This is a genomic window from Candidatus Edwardsbacteria bacterium (genome assembly GCA_031082425.1).
Lineage (GTDB): Bacteria > Edwardsbacteria > AC1 > AC1 > EtOH8 > UBA2226.
This window is the reverse complement of the sequence record JAVHLB010000008.1, coordinates 46780-60200: the sequence shown is the minus strand read 5'-3', so window position 1 is coordinate 60200 and position 13421 is coordinate 46780. Positions and strand designations below refer to the sequence as shown.

The 13421-nt window shown below is 50.0% G+C and carries 11 protein-coding genes; all 11 read right to left on the bottom strand.

Annotated features, from left to right (window positions below; genetic code table 11):
* Positions 1-601: hypothetical protein (locus tag RDU76_09120; GenBank protein ID MDQ7799083.1), on the bottom strand; the 601-nt coding region annotated here is incomplete at its 3' end.
* On the bottom strand, positions 598-3474 hold the full coding sequence (locus RDU76_09115) for an N-6 DNA methylase (GenBank protein MDQ7799082.1): 2877 nt from the start codon (positions 3472-3474) through the stop codon (positions 598-600). The genes RDU76_09120 and RDU76_09115, both read right to left, overlap by 4 nt.
* Before the next feature lie 95 nt (positions 3475-3569).
* A complete protein-coding gene (locus tag RDU76_09110) occupies positions 3570-3797 on the bottom strand; it encodes a protein L (GenBank protein MDQ7799081.1) in 228 nt (75 codons plus the stop codon).
* Between the two features lie 111 nt (positions 3798-3908).
* On the bottom strand, positions 3909-4121 hold the full coding sequence (locus RDU76_09105) for a hypothetical protein (protein ID MDQ7799080.1): 213 nt from the start codon (positions 4119-4121) through the stop codon (positions 3909-3911).
* 4 nt (positions 4122-4125) lie between these two features.
* Complete coding sequence (locus tag RDU76_09100; protein MDQ7799079.1) at positions 4126-4431, bottom strand: hypothetical protein; 306 nt, start codon at positions 4429-4431, stop codon at positions 4126-4128.
* Positions 4432-4531: 100 nt separating this feature from the next.
* Positions 4532-5017 carry a ferritin family protein gene (locus RDU76_09095; protein ID MDQ7799078.1) on the bottom strand — a complete coding sequence of 162 codons (486 nt, stop codon included), beginning with the start codon at positions 5015-5017 and terminating at the stop codon, positions 4532-4534.
* Between the two features lie 412 nt (positions 5018-5429).
* Entirely contained in the window at positions 5430-5801 is a 372-nt protein-coding gene (locus RDU76_09090) for a helix-turn-helix transcriptional regulator (GenBank protein ID MDQ7799077.1), read from the bottom strand.
* Positions 5802-6042: 241 nt separating this feature from the next.
* Complete coding sequence (locus RDU76_09085; GenBank protein ID MDQ7799076.1) at positions 6043-7836, bottom strand: BamA/TamA family outer membrane protein; 1794 nt, start codon at positions 7834-7836, stop codon at positions 6043-6045.
* Positions 7830-10619 (bottom strand): hypothetical protein, encoded by a 2790-nt coding sequence (locus RDU76_09080; protein ID MDQ7799075.1) that lies wholly within the window; start codon positions 10617-10619, stop codon positions 7830-7832. Before RDU76_09080 ends, RDU76_09085 begins: the two co-directional genes overlap by 7 nt.
* Positions 10620-10781: 162 nt before the next feature.
* Complete coding sequence (miaA, locus tag RDU76_09075) at positions 10782-11690, bottom strand: tRNA (adenosine(37)-N6)-dimethylallyltransferase MiaA (GenBank protein ID MDQ7799074.1); 909 nt, start codon at positions 11688-11690, stop codon at positions 10782-10784.
* Positions 11687-13417, bottom strand: a complete 1731-nt coding sequence (gene mutL / locus RDU76_09070; protein MDQ7799073.1) for a DNA mismatch repair endonuclease MutL — start codon at positions 13415-13417, stop codon at positions 11687-11689. Before mutL ends, miaA begins: the two co-directional genes overlap by 4 nt.
* Positions 13418-13421 lie beyond the last annotated feature (4 nt).

The following is a 13421-nucleotide window of genomic DNA, read 5'->3' as shown; positions in this document are numbered from 1 at the left end:
TATTAAGGTCCATTTTGGGCTTCAAAAAGATTGTGACTTTCTGTGTATATTTATTGCCCTCGATATCTTCATAATTTAAATTAGTTTCATAAATTAATTTACCGTTATGTTTTATGCCATCTAATAATTCGTCCGTACTATGTGATATAGAATATTCATCAACAAACGCTTCACTTGTTTTCCCATTGATCGTTAGTTGTATATTATTGCTTATTTCATTTTTTCTTAAAACCCTTGAGATGAAACCAAAATTTATATTAATAGTGTTACCCTGTTTTTCTTCAATATAAATGTTTACTGCGCTGGCATTGCCAACATTTATAAATTTGTAATTATGACATTCGTCAATACAAGTTGTAGCCATGCCAATACCATTTTTCCCAAAATCTAACGCCAAACAAGGTTTTATGGAAAGTTCAACCTGTTTTTTTATGCCTAATTGCATTTTGCGTGTTTCCACGGTATACAAGGCAATAATACCCAAAGTAAGCACTAAGATTATGTTGTTTAATTTACCGTTTATATCTTCAGTTTTTACCAAGCAGCTCAGTAATAATAAAAATATTGCACATGCGGAAATTATTATAGGTATTTTCTTCATACGCCCTCCACCACTTTTTTCTCTGCCTCGCTCAGCCCGTATAACCTGTACACCAGCTCATCAATCTGCTTGTCCACCGCTGCTATTTTAATTTTGTTCTTTTCTTGTAGTACCTGGGTTTTGTTTAAAGCAAGCATTTCTTTAACAAAGTTTACAAGCTGATCATGAAGGGTTTTGTCATTATGGTTTTTGAAATCAATGATTCTTAATGGCAGCCTGTTCAAATGGTAATTGTCAAACCGCATAGTTCTTATTGCATTGCCATATATAAAGCGATAAGAGTACCAGGAAATGAGCTTAGAGTTTAAAATGCCTATTAAATATTCCGGTAAGGTTTTATTCGTTATGTAGATGTTGCCTACACTGCCCAATGATACGATACCTTTTTTATCAATAGTAGCCATAATTATAATATGTTCATTAGGTTTTGTTACGTGAGCAATTATGTTTTGTATTATAATTTTAGGCGCATTCATATATGATATTTGCTCATATAGTTTATCGTAAGTCACTTTTGACAAACCTTCTTCGGCATCTTTTAGAATATAACGCCCGATAGATTTACATCTATAAACTGGTATGTCCCATTTTTCATTTATAATTTTATTTTGGATATCTTGTCCTCGTTTAATAGTGCAACAATTATTAAACGTATTGCCCACATTTTTAACTTTTACACCAATGTTTATTTCCTGACTTGTTAGGCCGGTTAAATAGCAATCAAAATATAAGTAGATCTTTTTTTCAACTAACGTTTTATTAACAAAATCCCTGCCAATTGTTTTTGCTGTAAAAACCTTGTTCGTCGAGCCGCTTTTGTCGTAAATCAAAATCACTTGTTCCAATAAGACCTCTTCAAATGCCTTGCTAACATCAATAAGCGCTGCTAAATTAGATATAAGATATTTTCGCATGTTTAGCCATGCATCGCTATAGCAAATGGATTTTGGCACAATAAGTCCAATTTTCCCATTGCCGTTTAATAATGATACGCCCCTTTCAATGAAAATATTGCCTGTATTGGTGTTCCCACCGATATGCTCATACTTATTTAAGACAAACTCTTTAAAATCATCCTTTAGCTCCGCCCCATATGGAGGATTCCCTATCACAGCATCAAATCCGCCCTGGGCAAAAACCTCCGGATAGACTACTTCAAAATTAAGCGGCTTCTGCTCGGCCGGTTTGCTAAAGTGTTCGCGCAAATTATCATTGAGCTTGCTGTTTATGATCTCCTCGTCCCGCTTTATCTGCGCCAGTAAGTCCTTCTTATCGTTATCCTCTTTGGCTGCATAAAATTTCTTTCTAAGTTTTTGTAATTCCACTACATCACGGTTTGCAGTGTACGACGTCGCAAAGTCAAACACCATCTGCGGTATTGCCTTGGCCTTTTCGGCAAAACTCTTTCCCGATATCAGCGAATTGCCGCAACGGATATTAAGCTCCAGATTCGGCAAGAGTTTGCGGCCCTTAAGGTCTTCCCACTTTGCGCCATCGAGTGCCTTTAAGAACAGGTTAAGCTTGCATATCTCCACCGCCCTCTGGTCCAGATCAACCCCGTAAAGATTGTGCTGTAGTATTGTTTTCTTTACCGCAAAGTCGCCCAGTTTCTGAACCGCCCCGGCTTTTTTGTAAGCCTGATAAAACTTGTCAAAGGCGTTTATCAGGAAAGAACCAGAACCGCAGGCCGGGTCCAGGGCCTTTATCTTCTTGATGTCTTCCGCCTTTTTGGCGTTTTTAAGCAATTCGCCTATCGTGTTCTCATTGATATAATCAACGATATATTCCGGTGTGTAGTAAATGCCCTGGCTCTTTCGTTTCTGCCGTTCCTTGTCTTCCTGCACCTGGATGCCCTGCTTTTTGCCGCCCCGCAGCATTTCGCCCAGATAATCCTCATATACATCGCCGATGATCCTCACCGGCAGTATGGAGAAATCAATCACCGATAGTTGCTCCACTATCGGGGCCAACACATCATTGCTGATGATGAAATTGTCGATCTTATCATCGGGGGCAAAAAGGTCGGTGTTAAAATGGTCGTCCATTTTAACAAACCATTTCTTCAGTTCAGTGTATACTGAGCCCTGGGCGTAGAGTATGGCCCGGTGCGCATCCGGCCCTACTATCTTCTTGTCGTAGCAGACATCCATGAAAATCATCCGGTCAAGCAGCTTCTGGGTATAAAGCTCTATTTTCTCCTTGTCGGACACCAGATGCTGGTTCTTGACCCAAAGCTCATCCCGCAAAGCCTCGCGCCAGCCCTTTAGCTTGGCAAAGAAATCATCCCGCACCTGCTTCTCTTCCGGGTAATAGACGAAATCATCGTCTATCTTGCCCAGCTTTTTGCACAGGGCCTGGCGGGAAAACTGCGATAGGAACTCCAGCCCTTCCTTGGAAAGCAGGTTGACATAGGAATTCTTGTCCGCGTCATCCCATAGCAGGTCATGGAAGGCGTATTTTTTATTTTGCGGGTATAACCGTCCCTGGTATGCGCTGTATACCCGCCATTCTATGAAGTTGGTAAGTATTCCCCAATAAACACCCTCAGCCTTGCAGTAGTCGGCCAGCTGGCTTACAAACGGTTTTTTATATTTCCCGGTGCCATAAGAACCGTCAAGCTTGTCGGCGGATGAGGCGTCCTTGCTTTCGACCACCAGCATGGTCCAGCCCTTGGCGTCCTTTAGGATGATATCCGGGCGCTTGCCGGTATGCTCCTGGCTGGAATTTATGATCCAACCGCCATCATTCCAGCCTAAGGCTTCAAGCACTTTAACGGTATAACCGCCCTGAATGTGTTCTTCAGAGAGGTTGCTTAAGCCACGGGTCTTGGCCTGAGCGACCAGGGCTTGGAGGACGGCTTTGAGTTGAGACATAAAATAAAATTACAAATATTATTGCGAGTTATTTAGTAACAACTATATACCTTTGAAAGAGAATTGTCAAATAGTATTTAACCTTGGAACGGCGATCAGTCTGTCGCTACGATCAACCGCCAACGGATTTCCCCTTCACCCGGTTTATGCCGGTGATGGCTTTGGGGCGGCAGGGCTTTTCCATAACCGGCGATGATTTCACAGCCGCAGCCGTCGCAGCGGAAGATGCCGGAATTTTGGGTCGGCTCCCCCGGTCCGGCGGCAATATCAAAAGAGTAGTTATATACCTGCCGGATGAAATCCGGATATTTATAGGCCGCCATAACCATTCTCCTTATTTTGGCAAGATATGCCGATAAACAAAAAGCCCGGAGTATGTATTAGTAAGATACCGCAGGCTTTTTAGAAAACAATTTCGGGCCGGAGCAGCCCGTCTATTGCCTGGTCCATAAGGTGATGGTGTAGGTATACCCGTATCTCCAACCCCGGCCTCCGGCTCTTCCCTGATAGCCCAGCAGCAGCATGCCTTTCTCCCACTTCCGGGCTTCATCCTCGGTGGCAAATTCACGGATCACGTGAAAATCAAAGGGATTCCCGTGGTCCTGCTTCCGCTGAACCGGATCGTCGGTCAAACCCGCGTAACGCATCTTCTCACCCTTGACCTTCACTGCCGCAGGTTTCATCCACCTCGACCGGAACGAAGGTGGTGGCGTCGATAACTTCGATGGCCCGCCCGGTCAGGGAATTGTGCTCGTGGCACAAGGGGATGATATACCAATTGTCATCGTTGGCACCCACCCTCAGCACCTGCCCGCCGGCCTCCGCTTGATTGGCGCAGCCGGCTTCGGAACAAAACACCGCCTTGCGGCCGCTGTATTTCTCCCAATGCGCCAGCCAGCTTCCGCAACTGCATTTATTATCCGATGTTCCGTTGATGTTTCGCACTTTCTTGGCCATAGAAAATCCTCCTGTTTTATTTCGTACATTCAGTTAATGGATTGCCGGGGTCTGGGGGTACGCCGGACGATTCTACAGTTATCGGTTTTACAGTCAAATACTATCGTTTCGATTCAAAGGCCATTGCCTGTCTTTCAAGCAGATCCAGGTGCCTTTGTTCCCATTTGACCAGGGAGTCGAAGAATTTCCTGATATTTACATCATCGCTGCTATCTGATAATTCGGCATACAAGGCGATGGCTATGTTTTCTTTTTTGATAAACTCTCTTAATGTCAGCAGAACCGGCTTCAACTCTTCGGTCAATTCCGCCAGTTTTTTGGCATATAACGGGCTGGTTTCAAGCGGCCCGTATTCCGAGGGCGGCCCGATGTCCGGGAAATCGAATTTTTCATGGTTGTGTTTGTAGCTTTCCGCCACGTATTCCAATATTCTTCGGTGCTTCTCCTCGTCTTGGGAAAACTGCATCAGCATTTCTTCGGCCCGTTTATCTTTGGTTAGCAGGGCAACATGCTTATAAAAAAGCGACGCCTCGTTCTCCATTTTAACGGCCTGCTTTATGTTTTTAAGCAACTCCTTATTTTCCATTGATTTCCCCTCTTATCAATTATTGTTTTAGTTCCAATTGCCATTTTATTATTTAAACCAATCGGAAACCAAACAAAGCGACAAGGGTGTGATCCCAAATGGTAGATCTACCAGGACTATAAATACTGCCAAGAAACAGCCAATAAAATAGCTTTTCCCCCAATAACTTCGCCTGCATTTTTTAGGCCATTTGGGTTGCTTTCCGCAACATTCGTAAGCCATCTAATTATATGGAATTGCAGCCGCTCAGGGCTTCGGTCGATAAAGGCAAAGCAATAGTTATGCAATATTTGCTCCCCATTTTGCAATAGGCAATTATACATACTCTCTGGCATAGAAAAAGGCGGGATATCATATCCCGCCTTGATTGTAAGTCCGGTTAACTGCCTTAAATTTTTGCTTCAGGTTATTTTCAAGAAGTGCCCTCTCCACTCGCCGAAATATTTATAATCTTGGCAATGCTTTTCAGCTTACTGTTATCGACCTTATTCAAGTCCTTCATGATCTTGGACATTATCTTTTCCCTTTCGGCAACCTTGGCCGGCACCCCCTTTTTGTTGGTCTCGATCTCCTTACTGCTGGGAAACAGATCCGGCACCGTCAACTTAAGGGCATGGGCTACTTTCTCCAAAGTCTTGAGGGTAGGATTGACCCTGGATTGCTCGATAAACCCGATATACCGATAATCAAAGCCGGCCTTCTCTCCCAGCTTTTCCTGGGAAAGCCCCTGAGCTTTGCGCAGCTTTCTTACTTTGGCTCCCACCAACCTGATAAAATCATTCATAGGACCTCCTGCTTATTTAAATTCTCCCCTGTGACCGTTTCATATGGCATAATTATAGCAATTTCATTGGGAAATAGCAAGAACAAAAAAAACCGTTTCCCAAAGGTGAACGGCCGGTTCGGATTGAAATGCGCCCGGTTGGGCGTCCCCAAAGATGGCGGGGTCTGCCGGGGCCGGGGATGGGCTGTCAAATTCAACCCGTATATCCAACGCACCGCTTTTGCCGGACTGTTTCCGGCCGTCAGAACGGTTCTCCCCAGGCCACCATCCATCTCCAGTATTTTATCTGCCCCATCCGAGTGCCGGGAGCGGCAAAATCCATCCGGCCGGTGCCGAAAGGCAGGGTATACCTTATACCCAGGCCGGGGCTGGAGACCATATCGCCGAAAGATTGCTTGGCAAAGGTCTTATTGCTGAGCATGCCCCCGTCAATAAATGTGGCCCAGCCCCAGTTTTTGCCCAGGTCGATAACCGACTGGAGATTGACCAACAGCATGATCCTCCCGCCGGTCACCCGGCCCCGGTCGTCCACCGGGCCGATCGAGCTAAGGGCATACCCCCTGACCGTTGACGGGCCGCCCAGAAAGAACATTTCATAGCTGGGAATGGCGGCCCTTTGCGACCAGTCACCGATGATGCCGTACCGGAAACGACCGGCAAAAGACAATCTGTGCGAGGGAGCCTGGAAATAGTAGGCCCAGTTGTTGACCGCCCTCTGAAATGTCTCCGCACCGCCCATGATCCCGCCGGTGTACTCCAGTTCCAGATCGCTGCTTAACCCCTTTCGCGGATTCACCGGATCATCCAGATTCTGGTAGCTGGAGGCAACGACCAGCGACCTGCGGCCCTTATAACTTAAAGTATCGGATGAATACTTGGTAAGCTGCCAATTGGGAGAAAGTTTCAGCCATTCCTGTTTCCAACGATAGTCGATATTAAAGGTATTTGATATCGGCGTGCTTACCGTAAAATTAAAACCCACCGTCTCCAGACGGTAATCGGTGTAGCTGGGCCTGAAATCATCGTAATAAACCTCGCCCCTGGCCGGCTTTTTAAATAAATAAAAGCAGGGATCGGAATAACTGACCAGGGAACGGCCCCGGGTCAGTTTGAGGGGAAGCCTGGTCTGAACCGAGACCAGTCCGTTGTATTCAATTCTGCGGCCCAACCCAAAAAGATTGCGATGGGCCCATTGGGTCATTAATCTTACCGCATCACCACTGCCGTAGCCGATGCTGGTCTCGAACAACCGCCGGGGCTTCTCCGCCAGCCGGACATCCACCGCGATCTCATTGGCCAGGGAGTCGATCTCCCCGGGGGAGACAGCCACCGCCCGGAACAGATCGGTTGACTGGAGCAGAAATTGGCTTTTTATCAACTGGCTGCGGCTGAAAATATCGCCCGGGGAAAGCCGGATGGTGTTCAGGATGTATTTCCCCTGGGTATGGACATTGCCGTATAAAGAGATACGGGATATGTTTACCCGGGGCCCCTCCTTGATCTTATAGGTAATGACCGCCTGATGCCCATTTTGGAATTCCAGGTCGTGATCCACCTCGGCATAGATATACCCGTGATCGGCATATAACAACATCAAACTGAAATCGTCCTGCCCCAGTTCCTGGTAATTTAACGGCCTTCGGACCTTATTGGCTACTGCCTGGCTTAATACCGCGGCGGATATTTCCCGGCTCCCGCTAAAATCTATCCGGTCCACATAATACCTGGCGCCTTCGGTGATCACCAGTCTTATTCCGGCACCGCCCGACAGGCTGCTGTCGATCATATATTCAACTTCGTTGTCGACAAATCCGTTCCGCCTATAGAAAGATCTCAGCCGGTAAATACCCTGCTCCAGGCTGTCGCTATCCAGTTTGTCATCCGGGAATTTAAGGTCAGCCACCCTCCTAAGCTGGCGCGATGAAAAACTGGCATTGCCGTCTATGGCGATCCCGACCTTTTCCGCCGCCGCCAGCGACAACCCAGCCGACAGAACGGAGAGGGCCAGAATCACGCATAATCTGCGGACTACCATACCAGCTCCGAGTCCAGCCTCAGCACGGCGCTGTTCCTCTGGGAATTGGATCGGTGATACAAGCCGACCGTTATTCTGAACGGAGCAGCATAGGAGAACAGCCATTCCGAGCGCAATTCTCCCCCGTAGCTCCGGCTGAGATTCTTAACCGACATTTCTTGCCGATCGCCGGACGAAGCCCCGGCATCCATGACCAGCGCCCCGCTGAGATTCTTGAGATAGAAAGGCCAGGTGGAATGCCCCCGCTCCACATAGGCGATGGGGAAACGGTATTCCGCCGTTAAAAGGGTCTTATAGCGAGAGCCGGGCCATAAGTACGAAAAGCCCCGGGGGTCCATATCCGGAATGTCCTGATTCACGTAGCCGCCTTTTCCCCAGGCTCCCGCCATTAACTTGCCCATCAGTGTATGATGCCGGAACGGCATAGGCAGGTATTCGGACCAGGAAAAACCCTGCCAAACCTGGTCCAAGTCGCTTCCCAAATACTTTCGATACAATCTTGATTCTAATGAGACCACCCGGCCTTTCTCCGGGCTGATGGAAAAGCCATATTTCTGGGCGTTGCTGAAAACAAGGTTCATTTGCAGACGCGCCAGATGGCCGGTCCAGTAAGGGTTGAAGGAAAATATTTCAGCATTCAATCCGGTGTAATTAGTGTGATAATAGGCCACCGCGGCAGCCGTCGCATGGCCCGAACGGATCACTGGCAAATACAGCTGGAACGACTGGCTTTGCTGCCTTTGATAATAGGTGGCGCCTGAATTTCCCAAATCGACATTCTCGGCAGTTGTATTGTCCGAAAACCTAAGGTCATAGTTCAGGCTTCGGCCGGCATCGGAATAGGCCAGGTCGTAATAAAACCTTCGGGCATTGAAGCTGGGAATGAACCTGGCGGTATAGGACTTGGCCATCAGGTCGTCCGCGCCCATCAGAGCAACTCCCCAGGCCCCTCCTTTTTCGTCAATGGTGGCGGCGGGAAACCAAAAGAAAGGTAGCAGGGTTTTGCCAGGCCGGTATTTTGCCGAAGGATAATCGGCGGTATCTGGGGGCCTTTCGGCAAATTTCGCAGTGTCAGGGTAGGCGGCATCTTGATAATGGATTGTGTCGGATATTTTTATTTTCGCCAGATCATAGCCCGTTGCACCGAGGTTCAAGAAATATAAAATGTCACCGGCAACCGCCGGATCAAAGGCCCCGCCGATGACATTGGTCCTCCGGGATATGGAGCCGGTCTGTAGGTCATAGTCAAAGATATTCCAGACCCCGGAACGGTCCGAGGCAAAATACAGATATTTGCCGTCGCCGGACCAGGCCGGCGTGATATCCTGGGCCCGGTCGGCCATCAGGGCCCGCCATTCCTTTTTAGCAATATCGTAAAGATAGATGTCCTGGTACCCGCCGGGTTGCCATACCGAGAGGGCGATGGTCTTCCCGTCGGGGGACACCGCCGGGTGGCTGAACAATTGAGTCTCATCGAATTCGGTCAGGTATTCCACCCGATCGGTCTGCATATCCACGACCGCCAGGGCATTCTGGTCCAACTTGGAGGCCACAAAATATAACAACCTGCTATCCCGGGAAAAGGCCGGGTCCCTGGCCCGCCAACCATGGGTGACCCTTTTGGTTTTGTGGCCATCCATATCATGGATATAAATATCACCATATAAATTTCCGCCGGAGCCGGAATACTCCATCTTTCCGAAAGCCAGGTATCTCCCCTCGGAGCTGAATTGCATGGATCCCCAAAAGATTCCCCTGTCGACCGTCCGGTATTTTTTCGACTTGGCATCATATAACTTCAGGATTGATCTCTGATGGCTGTTTCGGTCGATGTAGGCCAGATACTTACCATCGGGGGAGGATATCAATTCGGATTTGTCAAAGCCGTCGGTTGATATGAGTTCGGCCTCGGTCAGACCGCCTTTTTTTATGGAATCTATCTGTCGGCCGTACTCCCCGTATGATGCATTTTCCCAATCCTGCCATAAGGCCGGAAAGCTTTTACCGAATACGCTCTTGGCCGGCATGTTCTGCATCCAGGGTATCACCAGGTTGCTGTGTTTTCGCTGATATAAAGCCAGTTTCTTTTGCCCGTATTTATTGGCCAGGTATTCATAGAACTTGCCGCCGTAGATATATGCGGCGTCTATGGGCCAGTGAGTCGAGGCCACCCCGGCCCGGTCCACGGGCACCCAACAGCTCTCGGCCACCGCACAACGCAGCATCCCTTCGGTCAGGGCCGAATTGTTGCGGCCAAAATCGGTGTACCGGGTCTCGGAATAGACCGCCAGCCCCTCGATCTGATTCAAGGGTTGAAAAATATTGGGCAAAAATATCCTGCCGAATAGCGAATTGAACCCGGCCGGGATGCCGCTCTGCATGTCCATCTGAAGCAGGTGGGTATATTCATGGACCAGCACTTCGTACAACCAGTCCCCGAAATTATTGCGATCCCCGACATTCTGGGCGGGATGGATTATTATGGTCCTTTTGGGAAGAGGGGTGGCATAATCGTTGACGATATCGGTATGGTCGGCCAGTATGATATTAGTATGCCCATATGGCAGCCATTTCAAAAACCCCACCAACGTAACATGGACATCCTCGGCCTTATGGGCCACCTTTTGGGCATACTGATCCTGGCCTGTCTGGTAGTATACCCTGAAATGGGCTGTCCGTAAAAAACGCCAATCCCCGTTCACTGGCACTAATCCGGCAAAGACCGGCGCAGTCCAATTTATCAGGACAAATATCAGCAAGATGGGATATTTGATGGCTCTCAATTCGGCTTTCTTAAATATTTATTGTGACTTCTTCAAAAGTACCTTTTACCACGGAAACACTGAATTTTCGGAAGGAAATCACTAAGAAGATGAAGATTTAATGGATATTATTCCGTGTTTCAAATATTTCCGTGATTCAGTGGTCAGTATTGCAGAGGAATCCTACCGATTCAGTGCTTCAGCGATCTTTGCCAAACCGCCTTTTTTTTCAACCTCCAGCCATTCCGCCTGGGGCATGCCGCGGAACCAGGTCAGTTGACGCTTGGCATAGCGCCTGGTGTTCTGTTTGATGAGATTGACCGCAGTATTCCTGTCCATTGCTCCATTGATGAAAGCTATGGCTTCCTTATAACCCACGGTGTTGAGCGAGTTGAGCTCGGGAGAATACCCCATCTTAAGTGCGCTGGACGTTTCTTCGAACAGCCCTTGTTCTATCATCTGGTCCACCCTGGCCTCTATCAGGCGGTAGAGCGAATCGCGCTCCCGGCTCAATACCACCAGCCGGTAGAGCCGATTATCACTGACCCGTTCCTTCTTCTGCCACTGCGACATTTTTATGCCGGAGAGCCGGAACACCTCGATGGCCCGGATCATCCTGACGGCATCGTTGGGTTTTATTTTCTTAGCTGATTCCGAATCGAGTTCCTTAAGCATTTCATATAGGGCTCCCTTGCCTTTGGCCGCCAGCAGCGAATCCAATTCCCGCCGGATATTCTCATCGGCCGGTGGGATCTGCGACAGGCCGTTGATCAGAGCCTTCAGGTACAGTCCGGATCCGCCGCATATCACATATCTTTTGCCCCCCTCGTCAAGCTTGTCCATTACGGCCCGGGCATCGGCCGCAAAACGGGCGGCGCTGTATATCGCATCAGGCTCCAGAAAATCCAGCAGATGGTGCCTGATCTTTTGCCTTTCGGACCTGGAGGGCTTGGCGGTGCCGATATCGAGATATTTGTATACCTGCCGGGAGTCGGCCGAGATTATCTCGCCACCGATTTTTTCAGCCAGAGCCAGCGCCACTGGAGTTTTCCCCACGGCGGTCGGCCCGGCGATGACCATCACCGGATTCATATCCGGCCGAATCTCCGCTCCAGGTCGTCCAGGGTAAGGCGGATCACCGCCGGGCGGCCGTGCGGGTCCAGGTAGGGCGAACTGGTGGCGAACAGCCGGTCTATCAGCCGGTTCATCTCCTCCTGGGAAAGCGGCTGGCCGGCCTTGACGGCCGCATGGCAGGCGAAGGACATGGCCAGCTTCTCGGCCGGCTCCAGGGAGGCGGCCGGGTTCTGGCAGAGGTCGGACAAAATATTCCGGATCAGCTTCTCCCCTTCCACCCGGTCGCCGGCCGCCGCCGGCAGGCCCTCGATGACCACGGTGTTTCCGCTGAACTGTTTGATATCGAAGCCGAACGATGTGAAAATATCCTGGAATTGTTCAAAAGCTATCTTCTGCGAGGGATTCAATTCCAAGGAGATCGGAAAAAGCAGCTGCTGGGAGAGCCTTTTTTCACGGGATTTCAACAGCTCCTCAAAAAGCACCCTCTCATGGGCGGCATGCTGGTCCACCATGATGATGCCGTTCTTGATCCCGGCGAAGATATACCGGTTATGGGCCTGCCAGTAGCTGACCAGGGAAACATTTTCGGAACGGGGCTCGGCCACACCGAACAGATCACCCAGGGCTTTCGGCTCCTCCGATCCGTACAATTGGTAGACGGCCTTTTTATCCTCCTGAGCCAGGCCCTCCGGCCCGTGATGCTGCCGGTCATCGGTACCAAAGAAGCCGCCCAGGCTGCCCGGCGACAAATTATCCGGAGCGCCCTGTTCCTGGAACATCGCCCGGTGAATGGCGGAACGGACGGTGTTGAACACCAGCCCTTCATCCCGGAACCTGACCTCGCGCTTGGCCGGATGGACGTTGATGTCCACCTGTTTGGGCGAGATCTCCAGGAAGATCACATAGGACGGGTGCCTGCCCAGCAGGCTGGGGCCGTAGCCCCGGTAGATGGCCGATCCCGCCAGCCGGTCGGATACCCGCCGGCCGTTGACGAACAGGTATTGGTCCCGGCGCCGGGCCAGCAGCTTGTCGGGCCTCAAGGCAAATCCTTTGACGGCCAGGGGCCTTTGTCCGAAATCCACCGGCAGCATGCTGCGAAAAACCTCGGCGGTCAAAACACCCTCCAGCCGCTGCTCCAAACTTCCCCCCGGATAATCGAAGCTCTCCTTTCCGTCTATCACCAGCCGAAACGACACTTTCGGATTGGCCAGGGCCTGGCTGACCACCTCATCGGCCACCCTGCGGACCTCTGTCATATCGGCCTTGAGGAATTTTCTCCGGGCCGGCACCTTGGCAAACAAATCCTCCACCGTGATGGTGGTGCCCCTATTGCCTGCGCTGGCCTTTTGGCTGACAATGCCTCCGCCGTCGCATTCTATCACCCAGGCCGAGGAGGCCACCTCCGGACGGGATGACATGGTCAGCCGGGAGACCGAGGCGATGCTGGGCAGGGCCTCGCCCCGGAATCCGTAGCTGGCGATGGTCAGCAGATCGTCATAGCCGGTGATCTTGCTGGTGGCGTGGCGCTCCAGGCTCAAACGCATCTCGGCGGGGTCCATTCCGCTGCCGTCATCGGAGACCCGGATAAGCTGCAGCCCCCCCCGCCCTATCTCCACTTCTATGGCCGAGGCACCGGCATCCAGGCTGTTCTCCACCAGCTCCTTGACCACCGATGCCGGGCGTTCCACCACCTCCCCGGCGGCGATCTTGTTGACTATGTCCAGGGGCAGTATTTTTATAGGCATGATA

Excerpts from the sequence above, each read along its gene's own strand:
- RDU76_09115 (MDQ7799082.1), bottom strand. The coding sequence starts at position 3,474 with ATGTCTCAACTCAAAGCCGTCCTCCAAGCCCTGGTCGCTCAGGCCAAG.
- RDU76_09110 (MDQ7799081.1), bottom strand. The coding sequence starts at position 3,797 with ATGGCGGCCTATAAATATCCGGATTTCATCCGGCAGGTATATAACTAC.
- RDU76_09105 (MDQ7799080.1), bottom strand. The coding sequence starts at position 4,121 with ATGCGTTACGCGGGTTTGACCGACGATCCGGTTCAGCGGAAGCAGGAC.
- RDU76_09100 (MDQ7799079.1), bottom strand. The coding sequence starts at position 4,431 with ATGGCCAAGAAAGTGCGAAACATCAACGGAACATCGGATAATAAATGC.
- RDU76_09095 (MDQ7799078.1), bottom strand. The coding sequence starts at position 5,017 with ATGGAAAATAAGGAGTTGCTTAAAAACATAAAGCAGGCCGTTAAAATG.
- RDU76_09090 (MDQ7799077.1), bottom strand. The coding sequence starts at position 5,801 with ATGAATGATTTTATCAGGTTGGTGGGAGCCAAAGTAAGAAAGCTGCGC.
- RDU76_09085 (MDQ7799076.1), bottom strand. The coding sequence starts at position 7,836 with ATGGTAGTCCGCAGATTATGCGTGATTCTGGCCCTCTCCGTTCTGTCG.
- miaA (MDQ7799074.1), bottom strand. The coding sequence starts at position 11,690 with ATGAATCCGGTGATGGTCATCGCCGGGCCGACCGCCGTGGGGAAAACT.
- mutL (MDQ7799073.1), bottom strand. The coding sequence starts at position 13,417 with ATGCCTATAAAAATACTGCCCCTGGACATAGTCAACAAGATCGCCGCC.